At 32.3% G+C, this 20,783-nt stretch carries 15 protein-coding genes and 1 pseudogene; 12 read left to right on the top strand and 4 right to left on the bottom strand.

The window, feature by feature from the left end; genetic code table 11:
- Positions 1-2: 2 nt before the first annotated feature.
- From ACH2CG_RS12435 to ACH2CG_RS12385, 11 genes are all read left to right on the top strand, one after another.
- Complete coding sequence (locus ACH2CG_RS12435) at positions 3-590, top strand: dual specificity protein phosphatase family protein (protein WP_395065665.1); 588 nt, start codon at positions 3-5, stop codon at positions 588-590.
- Between the two features lie 340 nt (positions 591-930).
- A complete protein-coding gene (locus tag ACH2CG_RS12430) occupies positions 931-1,497 on the top strand; it encodes a helix-turn-helix domain-containing protein (RefSeq protein ID WP_395065663.1) in 567 nt (188 codons plus the stop codon).
- Positions 1,498-1,502: 5 nt separating this feature from the next.
- Positions 1,503-4,325 carry an ATP-binding protein gene (locus ACH2CG_RS12425; RefSeq protein WP_395065661.1) on the top strand — a complete coding sequence of 941 codons (2,823 nt, stop codon included), beginning with the start codon at positions 1,503-1,505 and terminating at the stop codon, positions 4,323-4,325.
- Positions 4,325-4,759, top strand: a complete 435-nt coding sequence (locus tag ACH2CG_RS12420) for a response regulator (RefSeq protein ID WP_395065659.1) — start codon at positions 4,325-4,327, stop codon at positions 4,757-4,759. Before ACH2CG_RS12425 ends, ACH2CG_RS12420 begins: the two co-directional genes overlap by 1 nt.
- Positions 4,760-4,982: 223 nt before the next feature.
- Positions 4,983-5,246, top strand: a complete 264-nt coding sequence (locus ACH2CG_RS12415) for a hypothetical protein (protein ID WP_395065657.1) — start codon at positions 4,983-4,985, stop codon at positions 5,244-5,246.
- A 333-nt stretch (positions 5,247-5,579) separates the two neighbouring features.
- Entirely contained in the window at positions 5,580-6,614 is a 1,035-nt protein-coding gene (locus ACH2CG_RS12410; protein WP_395065655.1) for a pesticidal protein Cry7Aa, read from the top strand.
- Positions 6,604-8,988 (top strand): glycosyltransferase, encoded by a 2,385-nt coding sequence (locus ACH2CG_RS12405; protein WP_395065653.1) that lies wholly within the window; start codon positions 6,604-6,606, stop codon positions 8,986-8,988. The genes ACH2CG_RS12410 and ACH2CG_RS12405 overlap by 11 nt, the downstream gene beginning before the upstream one ends.
- Before the next feature lie 27 nt (positions 8,989-9,015).
- Positions 9,016-9,510, top strand: a complete 495-nt coding sequence (locus ACH2CG_RS12400) for a universal stress protein (RefSeq protein WP_395065651.1) — start codon at positions 9,016-9,018, stop codon at positions 9,508-9,510.
- Between the two features lie 98 nt (positions 9,511-9,608).
- Positions 9,609-9,767, top strand: coding sequence for a lmo0937 family membrane protein (locus ACH2CG_RS12395; protein WP_395065649.1), 159 nt, complete (start codon positions 9,609-9,611; stop codon positions 9,765-9,767).
- A gap of 15 nt (positions 9,768-9,782) precedes the next feature.
- The gene (locus ACH2CG_RS12390; protein ID WP_395065647.1) at positions 9,783-10,424 is read left to right on the top strand and encodes a porin family protein; all 642 of its coding nucleotides are present in this window, start codon (positions 9,783-9,785) and stop codon (positions 10,422-10,424) included.
- Between the two features lie 14 nt (positions 10,425-10,438).
- Entirely contained in the window at positions 10,439-10,783 is a 345-nt protein-coding gene (locus ACH2CG_RS12385; RefSeq protein ID WP_395065645.1) for a YtxH domain-containing protein, read from the top strand.
- A gap of 209 nt (positions 10,784-10,992) precedes the next feature.
- Here the strand turns inward: ACH2CG_RS12385 and lgt are convergent, their stop codons facing one another.
- The 4 genes from lgt to folE form a co-directional block, all read right to left on the bottom strand.
- Positions 10,993-11,910: a prolipoprotein diacylglyceryl transferase gene (gene lgt / locus ACH2CG_RS12380; protein ID WP_395065643.1), complete on the bottom strand. Its 918-nt coding sequence runs from the start codon at positions 11,908-11,910 to the stop codon at positions 10,993-10,995.
- A 69-nt stretch (positions 11,911-11,979) separates the two neighbouring features.
- A complete protein-coding gene (yidD, locus tag ACH2CG_RS12375; protein WP_395065641.1) occupies positions 11,980-12,225 on the bottom strand; it encodes a membrane protein insertion efficiency factor YidD in 246 nt (81 codons plus the stop codon).
- A gap of 20 nt (positions 12,226-12,245) precedes the next feature.
- Positions 12,246-13,724, bottom strand: coding sequence for a cysteine--tRNA ligase (gene cysS / locus ACH2CG_RS12370; RefSeq protein ID WP_395065639.1), 1,479 nt, complete (start codon positions 13,722-13,724; stop codon positions 12,246-12,248).
- Positions 13,725-13,754: 30 nt separating this feature from the next.
- Entirely contained in the window at positions 13,755-14,426 is a 672-nt protein-coding gene (gene folE / locus ACH2CG_RS12365) for a GTP cyclohydrolase I FolE (RefSeq protein ID WP_395065637.1), read from the bottom strand.
- A 153-nt stretch (positions 14,427-14,579) separates the two neighbouring features.
- On the opposite strand from folE, the pseudogene ACH2CG_RS12360 reads away from it, so the two are divergent.
- A pseudogene (locus tag ACH2CG_RS12360) lies at positions 14,580-20,783 on the top strand (hypothetical protein); the annotation flags it as partial.

The raw sequence follows: 20,783 nt of genomic DNA, 5'->3' as shown, positions 1-20,783 counted from the left end.
AAATGACTTTAAAAAAGAAAATAGGAATTGCTGTTTTAGCCGTGGTTTTAATTGGAACAGGAAAATATGTTTATGACCGACATATCAATCATAATTTTATGACGATTACTGATGGTAAAGTTTATAAAAGCGGCGTTATTCCGCCAGATGAAATTGCTGATTATGTCAAGAAATATAATATTAAATCGATTGTAGATTTGCGTTTTCCAGGAACAGGTGATGATGTAAACAATCCAGAAGTTCCTGCCGAATTGACTGCCGAGAAAGATGCAATTGCAAAAATACCGGGTGTAAACTACTTTAACGATGGTTCGGATCAAGTGCCAAAGCAAGAAAATTTGGATAAATTCTTCAAGATTATGGACAATCAAGATAATTATCCTGTTTTAATACATTGTTATCATGGTATTGGTAGAGCCCAAATGTATTCGGCTATTTATAGAATAGAATATGAAGGATTTTCTAATGAAGATGCGCGTCATCAGGCAGCATTTCCGTTTATGTTTAGCTCGTTTGACGATGGAAAACCCAAAGGCGAATACTTAAAAACTTACAAAAGCCGAAAGGAATTGGAAGCCAATAAAAAATAATATTTAGCGTCTCTACTTGGAGGCGTTTTTTTTGGGATAAGAAGTAAATTATTTTAACATTTGTTTAATAAATTATTAAATGAAGTTTTTGCTTAATTTTTTGTGCTACATTTGTAGTAATAGTTCTACTAATAGAAATTTTTATGTTTCTACTTCTACAATTAGGATCAGAAAAAATCTGATTTATTTCATTTTAAATACTATTAGAAAAAATTATAGTTTGCAAATAAGTAAAATGTGTAATTTTTCTATTTATTTATATAACAACCGTCGCCAAACTAATTGCAACTTTGTCTAGTGTAATTTTAAAGTTTTAAAATTGACTTAATCAATATTTTTTATGAAATTATACATCAAGTATATGGTCAGTACTCGTTGCAAAATGGTTGTAAAAGAGGAGCTTAAAAAAGTTGGGCTTCATTTTATAATTGTTGATTTGGGAGAAGTAGAAATCATGGAAGACATTACAGAAGAGAAAAGAAGCCTGCTTAAGAAAGGATTACTTTTTTCGGGATTGGAGTTGATGGAAGATAAAAAAGCCATTCTAATAGAAAAAATAAAAAATGTTATTGTAGAAATGGTTCATCATTCGGACGAACTACCAAAGATAAATTTTTCGGATTTTTTAAGTGAAAAATTAAGCCATGATTATACCTATTTATCTAATATTTTCTCGGAAGTGAAAGGTATTACCATTCAACAATTTATAATAAATCATAAAATTGAACGAGCCAAAGAGTTGCTTTTGTATGATGAATACAATTTAACTGAAATATCCTATAAATTAAATTATAGTAGTGTGGCTCATTTATCCAATCAATTTAAAAAAGTTACAGGATTAACACCTTCTCATTTCAAAAAACTAAAAGACAGACGCAGAAACCCAATTGAAGAAATAGGAGATTAAATTTTATGAAAAAGCTAGAAAATCAATATGCAAGAAGTCTAATTGAAGCAAGTCTAGATCCATTGGTTACCATTAATATTAATGGAAAAATTACCGATATGAATCAAGCAACTGCCAATATTACTGGACGTACTCGCGAAGAACTTACCGATTCAGATTTTTTTGACTATTTCACCAATCCTAAAATGGCTCGTGGTGTTTATCAAGAAGTCTTTGCTAAAGGATTTGTTGCCGATGCACCTTTAACAATAAGACATAAAGAAGGTAAACTTACTGACGTTTTATTTAATGGTTCTACCTATAAAGATGCGAATGAAAATGTGCTAGGAGTTGTAATTGTTGCTAGAGATATTGCCGAACAAAAATGGGCTTTAGATTTGCAAATAGCTAACAAAGAACTTGCTTATCAAAACGATGAAAAAGAAAAAAGAGCTGCCGAGTTGGTTATTGCCAATAAAGAGCTTGCTTATCAAAATTATGAAAAGGAAAAACGCGCTGGCGAATTGACTATTGCTAACAAAGAATTGGCCTACCAAAACGAAGAAAAACAAAAACGTGCAGACGAATTGAGTATTGCCAATATAGAACTAGAACATCAAAGTGTTGTAAAGGAAAAACGCGCATCAGAGTTGATAATTGCTAATAAAGAATTGGCTTATCAAAATAAAGAGAAAGGAAAACGAGCTGCCGAGTTGGTATTAGCCAATAAAGAACTTGAGTTTCAATCTGGTGAGAAGCAAAACAGAGCTAACGAATTGGTTATTGCAGGAAAAGAGCTTAATTTTCTAAACCAAGAGAAAGAAAAACGTGTTGTAGAAAATAAAGAACTTGAAGCCTATAATTATTCTTTAAAATTGGCTTCGCAATATTCGTTAAGTCTTATTGAGGCTAGTCGTGATCCGTTATTTACTATTAGTTTAGAAGGAAAAATTACAGATGCCAATCAAGCATCAGTTAGAGCAACAGATGTATGTAAAGAAGATTTAATTGGTTCCGATTTTATTACATATTTTACACAACCAGAACAGGCCAAGAAAGGATATGAAGAAGTTTTTACAAAAGGATTTGTAGTAGATTATCCTTTAGTATTAATAGATGGAAAACAAACCAACGTGCTGTTTAACGGTTCTGTTTATAAAGATACCGATGAAAATGTTATTGGTGCTGTTGTCGTTGCTAGAGATATTACAGAGCAGAAGAAAGCCCAAAAAGAATTGATAGAAGCTAAGGCGTTTGCAGAATTGGCTACTAAAATTGCCGAGGAAGCACAAATAAAAGCCGAAGGAGCAACAAGAATTGCAGTAGATTCTGTAAAGGCCAAACAGCAGTTTTTGTCTAATATGAGTCATGAGATAAGAACACCAATGAATGCTATTATCGGATTTACAAAAGTAGTATTGAAAACCGAACTCACGGCCAAGCAAAGAGAATATTTACAGGCAATAAAAACCAGTGGTGATGCTTTAATTGTACTTATTAATGATATTTTAGATTTAGCCAAAGTTGATTCGGGTAAAATGTCATTTGAAAAAGTGCCTTTTAAAATGGCCAAGTCAATTGCTGCAATGATTCATGTATTTGATATTAAAAGTCAAGAAAAAAACGTACAATTACTTAAAGAATACGACAATACAATTCCCGAAGTTATTGTTGGTGATCCGGTTAGATTACATCAAATAATACTAAACTTAGTTAGCAATGCTGTAAAATTCACTACCAAAGGTAAGATTACAGTAAGTGTAAAATTAGTTGAGGAAACAGAAAAAGAAGTAATTATAGAATTTGCAGTCTCCGATACAGGAATTGGAATTCCAGAAAATAAAATGGAAACTATATTCGAAAATTTTCAACAAGCAACCAGCGGAACATCTAGAATTTATGGAGGTACAGGTTTGGGACTTGCTATTGTAAAACAGCTAGTTGAAGGACAAAACGGAAGTATAGAAGTACACAGTACAGTTGGTCAAGGTTCTGTATTTAGTTTTAGATTACCATTTTTAAAAACCAATGCCGACGCTCAATATACAGAAGAAATTATTACTCTTGATGAGGATATAAAAAACATAAAGGTTTTAGTAGTAGAAGATATTGCTCTTAATCAATTGTTAATGAGAACGCTACTTGATGATTTCGGATTTGTTTGTGACATTGCTTCCAATGGTAAGATTGCTATAGAAAAACTTCAATCTACTACTTATGATATTATTCTTATGGATTTGCAAATGCCAGTCATGAACGGATTTGAAGCTACAGAATACATACGAAAAACAATGAATTTAAAAGTTCCTATTGTAGCTCTAACTGCCGATGTGACTACTGTTGACATTGATAAATGCAGAGCTGTTGGCATGAACGATTATCTTTCTAAACCAGTAGATGAGCGTCTTTTATACAGTAAAATTATTAGTATACTGAAGAAAATTTACCAAACAAAACAAGAAGAAAAAAACAATACACTTGAGGCTAAGGCAAAGTGTACTGATTTAAATTATTTAATGAAGCGCACTAAATCTAATCCTACATTAATGTCAGAAATGATTTCTTTGTATCTAGAACAAACGCCGCCATTGATAACAGCAATGCGTCAAAGTTATGATAAAAAAGATTGGACAACATTGTACGCAACGGTTCACAAAATGATTCCGTCGTTTTCTATTGTAGGAATTCATCAAGATTTTGAAACAATGGCCAAAAAAATACAAGAATTTGCAGGAAGACAATCAGAAGTAGAAGCTATTCCAGAAATGGTGCTGCAACTAGAAAACATTTGCGTTCAAGCTTGTAAAGAACTAGAAGAAGAATTGATTACCATAAAAAAACTAAACTAATGCAAAATACCAATAAAATAAAACTATTTCTTGTAGATGATGATGCCTTGTTTTTAAAATCATTAGAAATTGAATTTCTAGAAAATGCCAATTTTGATATTGAAACTTTTTCTACAGGAGAATTATGCATCGCCAACCTATCTAATAATCCAGATATTGTAATTTTAGATTTTCACCTTGACGGAATTGTTAAAGGCGCAATGAACGGACTAGAAACTCTAGATAAAATTAAAGAAATTAATAGCAATACTCCAGTTATAATGCTTTCTTCACAAGATAAAATTGATGTTGCTATAAAATGCATGCATCATAAAGCAACAGATTATGTTGTTAAAAGTGAAACTGCTTTCTTTAGACTAAAGCAAATTATTACCTCTGTTTTACATTCTCAAAAAGTAGAAAAACAACTCAGTTGGTACATGGATAGAATGTGATTTTTTTAAAAATTTAATAAAACATCAATAATAATTATTAGTTAATAAATAATAAACTTTATTGCGTTTAAAATGAATGCTTTGACTTTTAATATAATGATTTTTCAAATTAAAAATCCATCTTGTAAATATGTGATTTTTACAAAATTGTTCAATTACTGTGTAATTTTTCTTATACATTTTAGATATAAATTTGTTTCCTATACTATTTAATAATCTTATCATGACCAATACAGATATCAATAATTCTAACGGTGAAACTGTTGCCTGTATTGGTGATATTCAAAATGGGATTGACAATCATAAAAAAGTAGCTAGACATCTTGAGCAAGCTGCAAAATTTCACATGGAAGCAGCAACGCATCATCAAAATGGGCATCATGATAGAGCAGCCCAAAGTACAATAAAAGCACATGGCAATTTAATCATAGCTTCAGAATTGCAACGTGACAATTTAAAACTACACGCATCTATACAACCCAGATAGTATAACCCAGTTATTTCAATATATTAAATTTAAAGCACCATTTCTATAATGGTGTTTTTTTGTATGTAAAATACTGTATATGTGTGATTTGTGTAATACTTACTTGCTGTAATGTAATACTTTTAACGCAATACCATCGCAACTTTGTACTATTAGAAATCAATAGTTAGAGCACTCTAAAAGATAAAATAGAAGCCATCTACAACAATAAACTTGACTTGATTATGTGGGCAACGTAGAATTTACGTGATACTACGAATACATGTAAGAGCCAAATAAAGCGTAGGAAATAAAAATCTTACGCTTTTTTAATTAAAATTAAATCAATAAGTCATGATAAAAGTAAAAAAACTAGGCATAGTACTTAAAAAAACCGATTTGGCATTTGAAAACGATAGTGTTTTAAATCCGGGTATTATGCAAGAAGGAACCATTTTGCACATGTTGTATAGAGCAGTAAGAAAAGGAAATTATTCTACAATTGGATATTGTAAACTTGATGGACCATTAAAGATAGTAGAACGCAATGATACGCCTTTATTAATCCCTTTTTCTGATGACGCTTCTAAAGGTGTTGAAGATCCTAGAATTGTAAAAATTGATGGAATTTATTATATAACCTACACTGCATATAATGGCATCAACGCTTTAGGCGCATTGGTGACTTCAACCAATTTAAAAACATTTGAAAGACAAGGAATTATTGTTCCTAAATTTTCTTTTGATGAGTTTAAACGATTAGCCGATTGTAATAATTTAGTTAATGTAAAGTATTTTCGTCATGTACGCCATTTTGAACCCAACGATCAAATATTTCTTTGGGATAAAGATGTCATGTTTTTTCCAAGAAGAATTGACGGAAAATTAGCTTTCATTCATCGCATTCGCCCAGGAATTCAGTTGGTAGTGGTGAACAGCCTAGAGGAACTCACTAAAGATTTTTGGAGCAATTATTTTTTGCATTTTAACGAACACATTATTCTTGATCCATCGGGAATAAATCATGAGTCGGGCTACATTGGTGGTGGTGCTCCTCCAATAGAAACCGACTTGGGTTGGTTGCTCATTTATCACGGTGTTTACGATACATCGGAAGGTTATATATATTCGGCAGCAGCAGCTTTATTGGATATAAATAATCCAACCAAAGTTATTGCAAGACTACCAGATCCATTATTTGTACCTGAGTTTGAATACGAATTAAATGGTACTGTTAACAATGTTGTTTTCCCTACAGGAACAGCATTATTTGACGATACATTATACATTTATTATGGCGCTGCCGATAAATGTATTGCTTGCGCTTCTGTAAGTTTAAAAGAGTTATTAAAAGAATTATTATTAAATAAAATTAATTATGAAAACTAGTTTATTTCCAATTCTAAACAATAGTTTAATTGTTTATAAAGAAGCTTTGAAGAACGTAAATGAAATTAATTTCTTTACAATGCCAACTACAATTAAAAGTAATAGTACTTCATTTAAAAAGGTTGAATTGCCAGAAATTTTATTTATAACATCTTATCCGCCAAGAGAATGTGGTATTGCTACTTATACTCAAGATTTAAAAAATGCTATTCAAGAAAAATTTGGAAATAGTTTTTCTTTAAAAGTATGCGCTCTAGAATCTAAAGAGTCAAATTATATTTATCCGCAAGAGGTAAAATTTTGTCTTCAAACACAAGAGGAAATTAATTTTCTAGAAATGGCAAATCTAATTAATGCAGACAAAAATGTTGCAATGATTTATCTTCAACATGAGTTTGGATTATTTGGTGGGTCTAATGGTAATTATCTTTTAACCTTGATGAAACATTTAAAAAAACCAATTGCCACAACTTTTCATACGGTTTTGCCAAATCCAAACAAAGAATTAAAAAAAGTAGTAAGAAAGATTGTCGACTATTCGCATTCAGTTATAGTTATGACCAATACATCGGCTTCAATTTTAACCAGAGATTATGGTATTCCTCAGGAAAAAATAACTGTAATTCCTCACGGTACGCATTTGGTTTCGTCAAATGATAATCCCGAAAAAAAATCGAAAATTCATTTATCAGATAGAGTAGTGCTATCTACTTTTGGACTATTAAATGAAGGAAAAAGTATTGAAACAGCTCTTGAAGCATTGCCCAAAATTATAGAGAAATTTCCCAATGTAATTTATTTAATTATTGGTAAAACACATCCTGAGGTAATGAAACGAGAAGGAGAAAAATATAGAGAATCACTTTATAAAAATGTGCAGGAACTTGGTTTACAAAACAATGTACGATTCATCAATAAATACGTCACCCATCAAGAGTTAATGGATTATTTGCAGCGTACCGATATTTATTTGTTTACTTCCAAAGATCCAAATCAAGCCGTTAGCGGAACTTTGGCTTATGCAATGGCTTGTGGTTGTCCCATAATTTCAACGCCTATTCCTCATGCCAAAGAATTTCTTGATGGAGCAGGAATAAACTTTAATTTTCAAAATGCATCACAACTAGCCGATGCTACCATAAAGTTGCTTTATGATACTAAATTAATGAAAGAAATGCGTCTTAATGCCTTGCATAAAATAAATCCAACGTCATGGCAAAATGCTGCAATCGCTCATGTTGAAATTGCAAAAACCAGCTTGGCAAAGAAAAAAGTAGTTCTAAAATATGAACGACCAATAATTTCATTAGATCATATTAACAAGTTAACCACTAGCGATGGAATACTTCAATTTTCTAAAATTGACAGTCCAGACTTAGAATCGGGTTACACTCTTGATGATAACGCACGTGCTTTAATTGCGCTAACAAATCATTATAAACTAACCTTGAAAGCATCCAGCTTAACCTTGATAGAAACCTATTTAAATTTTATTATTTTTTGTCAGCAAGATGAAGGTAATTTCTTAAACTATGTAGATAAACACGGAAATTTCTTTGACAAAAATAGCGATGAAAACCTTGAGGATTCTAATGGTAGAGCAATTTGGGCATTGGGAGAATTTGTTTCTCATGGCAATTTATTTAGTGATGAACTAATTGTAAAAGCAAAATTTGCAATTGAAAAATCATTAAAACATATTACAAGATTTAATTCACCAAGAGCAATTGCTTTTTCTATTAAAGGGTTACATTTTTACAATTTAGAAAAAAATAATATAAGAATAAAGCAACTTATTACTAGTCTAGCAGACAATTTAGTGTCAAAGTATAGAGGCGTTTCAGAAAAAACATGGAAATGGTATGAAGATTATTTAACCTATGCCAACAGTCTTTTGCCCGAAGCAATGCTTTATGCTTCCTTAAGTACAGGAAGTTTATTGTATAGAAAAATTGCCAAAACAACTTTTGATTTTTTATTGTCTCGCACTTTTATAAACGATAAAATTAAAGTGATTTCCAATCAAGGATGGCAACATAAAGGAAAAAGTGCGAACAATTATGGTGAACAACCAATTGATGTTGCTTACACAGTCTTGGCCTTGAAGACGTTTTATAAAGCCTTTAAAGAAGAAAATTATTTAGATAAAATGATAATTGCTTTTGATTGGTTTCAAGGAAAAAATCATTTACATCAAATAGTTTATAACCCAATAACTGGTGGTTGTTATGACGGCTTGGAAGAAAATCATGTTAACCTCAATCAAGGTGCCGAGTCTACAATAAGTTATTTATTGGCGCGATTAGTTTTTGAAAAAAATGAAGATTCAAAAATTGAAATGCAACACTATGATGAGGTAATGCAAAATGCATAATAAATTTAATTAGTATAAAAAAACACTATGAAAAATATCAAAAAAGTCTTAATGGCATTAGATTATAACCCAAATACAACCAAAATAGCCGAAATTGGTTTCTCTTTTGCCAAAGCTATGGATGCAGAAATTACTTTGCTTCATGTTGTAGAAAAAGAGGTTTATTATACTTCTTTTATCACTTCACCTATTACAGGAATTGGCGATTTTGACAGCGCAACGTTTTATCAGTTTATGAATTCCGATGGACTTTCTGACGCGGCCAATTATTATTTGGAGAAAGTAAAGCTTCATCTTAAGGATAATAAAATCAATATTTTAGTCGAAAATGGAAATTTTGCAGAAGTAATTCTTAAAACTGCTAAAAACTTAAAAGTAGATTTAATAATAATGGGTTCACACAGCCAGAAATGGTTAGAAAAAGTATTAATAGGCAGTAATACAGAGAATGTACTCAACCAATCGTCTATTCCTTTATTAATAATTCCTACTAAAAAAAGTAGTAAAGTAGTAAGCATGTAGTAATTATGTAATTTAAACAATTGATTATGTAACTTTTTTTTTCTGCTACCTAGCGAACTTTGTACCATACATATTTAACAATTAATAAAACACATATCATGAGCAATTTACTTTATTTAATAGCAATCATTTTAGTAATTTCTTGGGCTTTAGGTTTCTTTGTTTACAATACTGGAGGATTAATTCATATACTTCTTGTAATTGCAATTATAGCAGTAATTCTTAGAGTTATTAGCGGAAAAAATATTCTGAAATAAGAATTTAATTTTAGCATGAAAAAAATAGGGATATTCTTGGTTGTAATTCTACTAGTTGTAATTAATGCTAAAGCTCAAACTAAGTTAACAACAGAAAGCCGCAACGAGATATCTTTAGGATTGAGAGTTGGAGCCAATTATTCTAATGTTTACGATTCTGAAGGTCAAGATTTTGTTGCCAATGGAAAATTTGGTTTTACAGCAGGTGGATTTATAGTAATTCCATTAGGTGAAGTTTTTGGGTTGCAACCCGAAGTTTTATATTCTCAAAAAGGATTTAAATCTTCAGGAACCTTTTTAGGAACTGCCTATAGCATGACAAGAACTACAGATTTTATAGATGTGCCTATATTTTTTTCTATAAAACCAGATAAAAAAATTTCATTATTGTTTGGTCCACAATTTTCTTATTTGATGAAACAAAAAGATGCCTTTACTGGCGGAATGTTAAATTCAAATCAAAAAGAGCAATTTGACAACAGCAATCTTCGAAAAAATATTCTAGGATTAACTGGTGGAGCAGACATCAATATAGCTTTTTTTGTTATTGGTATAAGAGCAGGTTGGGATGTTAAAAATAATGATGGTGACAGAAACACAACTACGCCAAGATATAAAAACATGTGGTATCAAGCCACAATAGGTTATAAATTTTAAAATAATATAAAGACATGGATAATTCAAAAAATACAACAAAAATAGTAGGTTCTATTGCAGTAGCAGCTTTGGCTGGAGCAGTACTAGGTGTTTTGTTTGCACCCAATAAAGGAAAAAAAACAAGAAAGAAAATTGTAGGAAAAACTAAGGCTGTTGCTAAAGATTTTAGAAAAAGAATTAATAAAGAAGCAAAAGATTTTAAGAAAAATGCCACTAAAGAATCTAAAATGCTTAAAAAAGAAGTTGAAAAAATTGAAGATAAATCTGAAAGCACAATTAAAAATGTATCGGCAAGCTTGAAAGAAAAAGCAAATGCTCTTTTACAAATGAATACAGATCACGAAGTTTCACATAAATAAATCTGTAATTACATAAACAGGTAATTTTTAAAAAGTTTTTAGTTTTACTTTTAAATTATTATTTGGTTACTGAAAAACTGCTCTAGGGCAGTTTTTCTTGTTTTAAATATTACGAATTAATTTAAATAAAATACCCCAAATAGTATATAACTTTTTGGGGTACATTTAAGATGAAAATATTATTTTATATTCAAGGTTTATTACTGTTTTTAAATCTCTGGTAATGGTTCTTCTGCCATGAACAAGAAATAAAGTCCTACTAGTATAAACGGAATACTTAACCACTGACCAGTAGAAAATAAACCTAATAATTCTTCAATTCCTCCTTGGCTTTCTTTTATAAATTCTACACCAAAGCGGACTGCCCACAATAATATTAAGAAAATACCGAACAATAACCCATGTTTCTTAGCAGTATTTGTTTTCCAATAAAGGTAAAAAAGAATAAAAAATACAAATATGTAACAAAAAGCTTCATAAAGTTGTGCAGGATGTTTTATAGGAACTTGGGCTAATAAATCAGCAAATTTAGGATCGTGTACTATAGCATTGTAGGCAAGATCAGGATCACCAATTTGAGTTTTATTCATGGCATCTTGTGGACTAAAATAGTCTCTAACAAAACGTATTCCAAACGGATTGTTGGTATCTGTTATTTTACCTACAATTTCTGAATTGAAAAAATTACCTATTCGAACGAAAATTGCACCACATGCTACTGGAATTACAACTCTATCCAAAACCCAAAGAATTGGTCTGTTTATTACGTTCTTACTGTAAAAATACATTACTAGAATTATTGCAATTGCTGCGCCATGACTGGCTAAACCGGCAAATCCTGTAAATTGAAGTTCTGGTTCAAATTTAAACGGAAGCAGTATTTCTAATTTATGATTTCTAAAATATTCCCAGTCATAGAAGAATACGTGTCCTAATCTTGCACCCAATAGTGTTGCTAAAACTGTCCAAATGAACAAGGTATCTAACTTGTCTAACGATTCTTTCTCATTGATGAAGATTTTTTTCATTATGTACCAGCCTAATCCAAAAGCTATTACAAACATTAAACTGTAAAATCTAATATTTATTAGGCCTAAATGTATTCCTTCTGATGGATTCCAAATCATTTTTTTTATTTTATTGTATGATAATTATCAAAATTAGTAATTTAAAATTTATTAAATTTTAATTTTATGTTATTTGTGAAAACATTTTTTTTGTGGTACCGGATCATATCCTGTTTTGCCCCAAGGATGACAACTTAATATTCGTTTAATGCCTAAATACATTCCAAAAAAAACACCATGAACCTTTAATGCTTCAATAAAATAATGAGAACATGTTGGTTCAAATCTGCAAGAAGATGGTGTAAATGGCGAAATGGCTTCTTGATAAAAACGTATTAATAATAGAAACGGAAAAATTAATATTTTTTTTAACATTACTTTTGTGAATAATGAACTTAAAGATTGAACGACGTTCCTTCTTTTCCATCTTTTAATTGGATTCCTATTTCCAATAGTTTGTCTCTTATTTCATCAGATAACGACCAATTTTTATTAACTCTTGCCTCATTTCGCATTTCTATAAGCATGGAGACAACACCTTCAAGTTTTTCTGAATTGTTAGAAACCTCTTTCTCGTTTCTAATACCTAGAATGTTGTAAACAAAAGTTTCTAATGTAGTTTTTAAAATTTCTAAATCTGATGCTGTAATTGTTTCTCTCTTGTCGTTTAAAATATTTACAAAACGAATTCCTTCAAATAGTTGGGCTATTAAAATTGGTGTATTGAAGTCGTCATTCATTGCATCATAGCAAGCGTTTTTCCAACTTAATATATCTAAAGTTGAAACAGCGTTTGGTTCTATTTCTACTAAAAGTTGGAGTCCTTCCATTAATCTATTAAATCCTTTTTCGGCTGCTAATATTGCATCATTAGAAAAATCTAATATACTTCTATAATGAGCTTGAAGCATAAAGAAACGAGCTACATTTGGCGAAAAAGATTTACTTAAAAATGGACTTTCGCCCGAGAATATTTCACTGGGAAGGATATTGTTTCCTGTTGATTTTGCCATTTTTTTACCATTTAAAGTAAGCATATTGGCGTGCATCCAATAATTAACAGGACTGTGACCAGTACAAGCTTCGTTTTGTGCAATTTCACACTCATGATGTGGAAATTTCAAATCCATTCCTCCTCCATGAATATCAAAAGTTTCACCAAGATATTTTGTACTCATAGCTGTGCACTCTAGATGCCAACCAGGAAAACCAATTCCCCAAGGTGAAGGCCAGCGCATAATATGTTCTGGTTCTGCCTTTTTCCATAGAGCAAAATCGGGTGCGTTTTTCTTATCGCTTTGCCCTTCAGTATCTCTAGTGTTAGCTAACATATCTTCAATGTTTCTTCCACTTAACTTGCCATAATTGTGTGTTTCATTAAACTTTATAACATCAAAATATACAGAACCATTGACCTCATATGCATATCCTTTTTCAATTATTTGCTGTACAATTTCTATTTGTTCAATAATATGACCAGTTGCTGTTGGCTCTATACTTGGTGGTAAAAAATTATATTTGTCAAGTATCGAATGAAAATCTACAGTGTATCGTTGTACAATTTCCATAGGTTCCAATTGTTCAATACGTGCTTTTTTAGCAATTTTATCTTCTCCTTCATCTACATCGTCTACAATATGACCAACATCTGTAATGTTTCTAACATATCTAACTTTGTATTCTAAATGTAGGAGGTATCTAAAAATTACATCAAAACTCATAAAAGTTCTTACATTACCAAGGTGTACATTGCTGTAAACAGTTGGTCCGCAAACATACATTCCTACATTTCTTTCATTTATTGATGTGAAAATTTCTTTTTCTCCAGACAGAGAATTGTATATTTTTAATGTTTGAGTTTTATAAAGTTGCATATATATAAATGTAGTCAGTTTTTACTGATGTTAAAATGTAGTTTCAAGTTTGATGTAATCCAAAAATTCTCTTCTTACGGATTCATTTTTAAAGGTACCACCAAATTCAGCCGTTACTGTGCTGCTTTCAATATCTCTAATTCCTCTAGAATTTACACACAAATGTTTTGCATCAATTACACAAGCTACATTATCGGTGTTTAAAACTTTTTGTAATTCTTTTACAATTTGAATTGTTAATCGCTCTTGAACTTGCGGTCTTTTGGCATAATAATCTACAATACGGTTCATTTTAGATAAACCTACAACTGTACCATTTGATATGTAAGCAACATGTGCTCTTCCCACAATTGGTAATAAATGATGCTCACATGTAGAATAAACGGTTATGTTTTTTTCTACCAACATTTCATTGTATTTGTATTTATTTTCAAATGTTGAAGCACTAGGCTTTTTTATCGGATTTAATCCTCCAAATATTTCTTTAACAAACATTTTAGCAACTCTATTTGGTGTTCCTTTTAAACTATCATCCGATAAGTCCATTCCAAGAGTTAATAAAATATGCTCAACATCTTTCTTTATAAGTTCAATTTTTTCATCATCAGTTTTATCAAACGCATCTTCTCTTAAAGGAGTATTTTCGTTAGTTGCGATATGATCGTTACCTAGTTCTTCGGTAAATTCGTCGTTAGTAATCATTTTAATAAGAATTTTTTTAGCAATTTTTATCTGCAAAGATAAATATTATTGAAATATAAAAAGCAACGTAATCTTTAAATTTAAAAAATAGAAATTTTAAGATAATTTTGAGTTAAATTTTTGTACATTTCGCTCCTAAAATACAATTGTACAATGAAAAAAAACAGTATATTTCTATTCTTAAGTTGTCTATTTATCAATGCTTTAATGGCTCAAAACCTACTTGTTAATGGTGATTTTGAAACTGGAGGCGTTGGGGTAGGATTTAACATTAATGGTACTGGTTATAATTTGGTTTCTACTCCAACAGGAAACACATCAGCAGGAGATTATTCATTTGGAGTTAATCCTTATCCATACAATACTTCTAATTTTTTGAATGGTGCCGACCATACTTCTGGATCTGGAAAAATGATGATTATTGACGGAAGTTTAGATGCCGCTAATCCCAGTTTTTGGAAAGCAGGAAACACAGGAGGCGGAATTTGTGGTCTCTCTGTAGGAACAACATATGTTTTTAGTTTTTGGATAAAGTCAATTTCTAGTACAGTAATAGGTACATCATCTCAAGCAGATGTTAGAGCTGTTTTTACAAATGCTACAGTGGCAACATTACCAATAAGCACGCTAGCTCCTATGCCAGTTAATGGCTGGGAAAAAAGAACCTATACAATTACACCTACAAATGCTTGTGTAAATGTTGAACTTAGAAATTACAATAGTAGTGCTGTAGGAAATGATTTTGCAGTTGATGATTTTTCATTTAAATCTTCGTTGTCATTGGCAATTAATTATTCAGCACAAAATACTTCATGTTTGACCTCTAATGATGGTTCTATCATTATTTATGCGTCTGGCGGAACAACACCATATACAAGTTATTCTATATCTGGTGCCGCATCACAATCAAATGGAACAGGTATTTTTACAAGTTTAATTCCCGGAGTTTATACAATTTCTGTAACCGATACTGCTTCAACAACTGTTACCCAAACTAATGTTGTTATTGGAGCTCCATCCAATCCTTTAGTTATTTCATCGAATGCTGTAATCTGCTCAGGATTAAGTACAACATTATCAATAAGTGGTAGCTCAAGTTCTTACACCTGGACTGCATCGCCTGTTGATTCCTCTTTAACTACTCCTAATAGTGCATCTCCTTTGGTTAGCCCTTTAGTAAATACTACATATACGGCTACATCTTCAACAACAAGGACTAGAGAATTAATTTTTAATGGAGATTTTTCTCAAGGAAATGTAGGATTTACGACAGATTATCAATATCTAGCAACAGCACCTGTAGCAGGAGTTCAAAAAGCATACGGAATAGTTACTAGACCAAATTTATGGTTTACACCATTTTCAAATTGTCCTGATCATACCAATGGAAGTGGTAATATGATGGTTTTCGATGGTTCAAATTTAAATGCTGGAAATGATAAAATATGGTGTCAATCAGTGCCAGTAATTGCTGGTCAAAGTCATACGTTTAGTTATTGGGTTCAAACAGTAGCAGTACCAAACCCTGCATCAATTGAGGTTACAATTAACGGTATTTCTCAAGGTATTGGTTTGGCTCCAGCGCTTGCTACCTGCGGAAACTGGACACAATACTCTTATGTTTGGAACTCTGGAGCAAGTACAACTGCATTAATATGTTTGTATGATAGAAATGTAAATGTTGGTGGAAATGATTTTGCTATTGATGATATTTCTTTTACTACTGCAACCACATGTTCATTTTCTTTAGCAACCACAATTACAGTAAATCCATTACCAACAGTTACAGTAAATAGTCCAAGTGCATGTTTCGGATTTAATGCTAATGTAGTTGCAACACCCGGATCATCAGGAACTTATTCCTATGCATGGACAGTTCCATCTGGAGTTCCAAATCCTGGAAATGTACCAAATTTTAACACATCTGTTTCTGGTACTTATAGCGTAGTATTAACTAATACTGTAACAAATTGTGTAAGTTTAAGTGCGTCTGGTGTTGTTACAATAAATCCATTGCCAACTGTTACCATCACTAATGTATCTACATGTTCAAGTATTTTAACAGCTATTCCAGGAAATTCAGGAACTTATTCTTATGCCTGGACAGTTCCCTCTGGTGCTACCAATCCAGGAGATGTATTTAGCTTTGTGGCAACAGTATCTGGTAACTATAGTGTTGTAATTACAAATGTAACAACAGGATGTGTAAGCGCAGCAGCAACCACAAACGTTACTATAAATGTTTTGAATATTACAATACCTGCAAGTTTAACCGTTTGTAACGGAACAAATATTCCACTATTAGCCTTTACAAGTAATTTACCAAATACAATAATTACTTGGACAAATAGTAATCCTTTACTTGCAATAGGAAACTTAGGAACAGGAAATCTTACAAATGTTTTAGCAACCAATTATACATCTTCTGCAATAACTGCAACAATTGTAGTAACAGGAACTTTAAATGGCTGTATTGATAGCGTTAAGCAATTTACAATAACTATAAATCCAACCCCATCAGTTATTGTTAACAATCCAATTAAATGTTCTGGCGATACAACAACAACTTTAATTCAAGCTACACCATCATTGGCTGGTACTTACAATTATTCCTGGACAGTTCCAAGTGGAGTTCCTGCTCCGGGAAATGTAGCCAGCTTTAATACAACAATTGCTGGTAACTATAGCGTAGTAATAACTAATACTTCAACTGGTTGCTCAAGTCCATCTGCAACAGGAATATTTACATATTTAATAAATTGTTGCGCAGATGATATTGATATTAATGCACCAAATCCAACATTGTGTAATACGTCAAGTTGCACAAATATTACCGCATCTTATATAGAAATAAAAGATACAAGTTCATACACTGTAAGTTCAATTCCATTTGCTCCTCTCGTACCTCTAGGTAACACAGGTACGGCTTTATGTGTTATTGATGATGCCTACTCACCAATCGTTAATATTCCATTTGATTTTAGTTTTTATGGGGCTTGTTATGATAAATGTCAAGTTACTAGTAATGTTAACTTATCATTCAATAATCTAGCAGCGCCTTATTGTTCTAATGGAACATATCCATGGGCTTTTACACAACAAATTCCATTATTAGCTCAAACAACTGCAGCATATAGAAATTCTATATATTTTCCAATGCAAGATACCAATCCAGCTGTAGCAGTAACACCACCAGCCAGTATTTCTATGTCTTACATAGTTGATGGTACTGCTCCGTGTAGAAAACTTATCATTAATGTTAAAGACATGCCTCTCTTTTCTTGTGGAACAGGTCAAGGTTTGCAAGAAAGTCAATTGGTTCTTTATGAAGGAACTAATATTATAGATGTTTATGTAAAAAAGAGAACATCTTGTGTAGGTTGGAATAGCGGAAGCGGAGTTATTGGAATTCAAAATGCTACAGGTTTATTAGGTCTTGCTGCACCAGGAAGAAATACTGGAGCTTGGTCGACTACAAATGCATCAGGAGTAAATGTACCAGAAGCATGGCGTTTTACACCAGCAGGCACTACATTAACAGCTTTTAAATGGGTTGATCAAAATGGAGCTACGATTGCTACAACACCATCAATTTCTGTTTGTCCAAGTGTAACAACTACTTATACTGCTGTTGTAAATTATACACAATGTAATACTCCTGGTCCACCAACATCAACAATAAGAACAATTACTAAACCTGTAATGATTGAGGTTTTTCCAGATGATACTCTAAATCCTAGTAATATATCACAATGTTCAACCAATAACACATTTAATTTAACAAGCAATGAGGCTGTAGTTTTGGGTCCGTTATTTGGAACTGGTGCCTATGATGTTGCCTATTATTTAACTCAAGCTGATGCTGAAAATGCAGCAGCTAATTCAATAGTTAACCCATCAGCTTATGTTTTATCTACTGGAACTAGTCAAACAATTTATATTAGTTTAGTAAGTTTGAATAATCCATGTATTAGAGTCAAATCGTTTAATATAATATTAACTAATTGTTCAACTTGTCCTACTATAACTTCTCCTTCAACTAATCAAACTTTATGTGTTAGTGGCGATCCTTCAGCTTTTTCTGTTAGTACTACATTCACTGGATCTAATTCAATTTCTTATGTTTATTTTACTGCACAGCAAACAGGTATTAATATGTATTCTGGAGGTACACTTTTAGGATATGCAACTCCAAATGGTAGCGGAATTGCTTCTTATGATTCTCCAGTATTGGGCACAGGATCAATTCCTAATACGCCAGGAACATATTATGTCTATGCTATAGCTAATCCTATACCGTCAGATGCTACTTGTAGACCATTTCAGCTTATTCAAGTAATAGTAAACACTCCATCTAATGCTGGAACTGATGGAAATTCTTTAGTTTGTGAGTCAAATAATACTGCAATTAATTTATTTAGTTTAATAACAGGAGAACAATCTGGTGGAACTTGGACTCAAACATCAGGAACAGGAGGAGTCTTCAATCCTGTTGCAGGAACATATACACCAGCAGTAGGAGCAACTAATAGTTCATTTACATATACTATAACAGGAATTTCACCTTGTCCTAATGATAGTAGTGTTGCTACAATTAATATTTCTCCTCAAGTAAATGCTGGTACAGATAATAGTATCACCATATGTGGAAGTAGTTCAACTCCATTAGACTTATTCAATATTATAACCGGTGAGCAATCAGGTGGATCTTGGATTAGAACTTCAGGTACAGGAGGAGTATTTAATGCAGCAGCAGCTACTTTTTTACCAAGTGTTGGCTCTACAACAAGTACTTTTACTTATACTTTGACAGGAACTGCTCCTTGTACTAATGATACTAGTTTAGCTACAGTTATTATTAGTGCTCAACTAGACGCAGGTTTAGACGGAAATACAGCGGTTTGTGAATCTAATACTACTCCAGTTAATTTATATACTTTGATAACAGGAGAACAATCTGGTGGTACTTGGTCTCAAACAACAGGAACTGGCGGAACATTTAATGCAGCAACAGGCACTTTTACTCCAGCAGTTGGAGCCACGACAAGTACATTTACATATACTTTGACAGGAGTTGCTCCATGTGTAAATGATTCTAGTATTGCAACTGTTAACATAATTACTCAGCCCAATGCAGGAACAGATGGGAATATACCAGTTTGTGAAACTAGTTCTACAGCAATTAACTTATACAGTATAATAACCGGTGAACAAACTGGTGGAACATGGACTCAAACAACAGGAACAGGCGGAACATTCGATGCTATATTAGGAACATTTACTCCAGCCGTTGGTTCTACTAATAGTACATTTACTTATACATTAACAGGAGTCGCTCCTTGTATAAACGATTCTAGTATTGCTACTATTAATATAATTTCCCAACCCAATGCAGGAACTGATGGATCTACAAACATTTGTGGTAGTAGTTCTACTGCAATTAATTTATTTAGTTTAATTATTGGTGAACAATCTGGAGGAACCTGGACTCAAACCTCAGGAACTGGTGGAACATTTAATGCTGCCGTTGGTACATTTACTCCATCATCAGGCACAACTAATAGTACATTTACATATACAGTTAATGGCACTTCTCCTTGTCCTAATGATTCAAGTGTAGCCACAGTAAACATTACAGCTCAACTAGATGCAGGAACAGACGGAAGTACATCAGTATGTGAAACTAGTGCAACTGCAATTAATTTATACAGTTTAATAACAGGCGAGCAAACAGGCGGAACATGGACGCAAAGTTCAGGAACAGGCGGAACATTTAATGCAACAACTGGTACATTCACACCAGCCCTTGGAGCTTCAACAAGTACTTTTACTTATTCATTAACAGGTGTTGCACCTTGTGTAAACGATACAAGTTTAGCAACAGTAAACATTACTGCGCAACCACTTGCAGGAACAGATGGCAGCACAATACTATGTGAAACTAGTTCTACTGCAATAAATTTATACAGTTTAATAACAGGCGAGCAAACAGGCGGAACATGGACGCAAAGTTCAGGAACAGGCGGAGTATTTAATGCAGCAACTGGTACATTTACACCAGCCGTTGGCGCTACAACAAGTACTTTTACATACACATTAGTAGGCGTTGCACCTTGTGTAAACGATACAAGTTTAGCGACTGTAACAATAAATCCGCAGCCGCTAGCAGGAACGGACGGAAGTACATCAGTATGTGAAACTAGTGCAACTGCAATTAATTTATACAGTTTAATAACAGGCGAACAAACAGGCGGAACTTGGACACGAAGTTCAGGAACAGGCGGAGTATTTAATGCAGCAACTGGTACATTTACACCAGCCGTTGGAGCCACAACAAGTACTTTTACTTATGCATTA

Origin of the sequence: Flavobacterium sp. (assembly GCF_043778725.1) — a bacterium.
GTDB lineage: Bacteria > Bacteroidota > Bacteroidia > Flavobacteriales > Flavobacteriaceae > Flavobacterium.
Note: the sequence above shows the minus strand (reverse complement) of the source record. Positions and strands in the feature narration are given on the sequence as shown.

Coding starts and splice junctions, on each gene's coding strand:
- ACH2CG_RS12435 (WP_395065665.1), top strand. CDS start 3: ATGACTTTAAAAAAGAAAATAGGAATTGCTGTTTTAGCCGTGGTTTTA.
- ACH2CG_RS12430 (WP_395065663.1), top strand. CDS start 931: ATGAAATTATACATCAAGTATATGGTCAGTACTCGTTGCAAAATGGTT.
- ACH2CG_RS12425 (WP_395065661.1), top strand. CDS start 1,503: ATGAAAAAGCTAGAAAATCAATATGCAAGAAGTCTAATTGAAGCAAGT.
- ACH2CG_RS12420 (WP_395065659.1), top strand. CDS start 4,325: ATGCAAAATACCAATAAAATAAAACTATTTCTTGTAGATGATGATGCC.
- ACH2CG_RS12415 (WP_395065657.1), top strand. CDS start 4,983: ATGACCAATACAGATATCAATAATTCTAACGGTGAAACTGTTGCCTGT.
- ACH2CG_RS12410 (WP_395065655.1), top strand. CDS start 5,580: ATGATAAAAGTAAAAAAACTAGGCATAGTACTTAAAAAAACCGATTTG.
- ACH2CG_RS12405 (WP_395065653.1), top strand. CDS start 6,604: ATGAAAACTAGTTTATTTCCAATTCTAAACAATAGTTTAATTGTTTAT.
- ACH2CG_RS12400 (WP_395065651.1), top strand. CDS start 9,016: ATGAAAAATATCAAAAAAGTCTTAATGGCATTAGATTATAACCCAAAT.
- ACH2CG_RS12395 (WP_395065649.1), top strand. CDS start 9,609: ATGAGCAATTTACTTTATTTAATAGCAATCATTTTAGTAATTTCTTGG.
- ACH2CG_RS12390 (WP_395065647.1), top strand. CDS start 9,783: ATGAAAAAAATAGGGATATTCTTGGTTGTAATTCTACTAGTTGTAATT.
- ACH2CG_RS12385 (WP_395065645.1), top strand. CDS start 10,439: ATGGATAATTCAAAAAATACAACAAAAATAGTAGGTTCTATTGCAGTA.
- lgt (WP_395065643.1), bottom strand. CDS start 11,910: ATGATTTGGAATCCATCAGAAGGAATACATTTAGGCCTAATAAATATT.
- yidD (WP_395065641.1), bottom strand. CDS start 12,225: ATGTTAAAAAAAATATTAATTTTTCCGTTTCTATTATTAATACGTTTT.
- cysS (WP_395065639.1), bottom strand. CDS start 13,724: ATGCAACTTTATAAAACTCAAACATTAAAAATATACAATTCTCTGTCT.
- folE (WP_395065637.1), bottom strand. CDS start 14,426: ATGATTACTAACGACGAATTTACCGAAGAACTAGGTAACGATCATATC.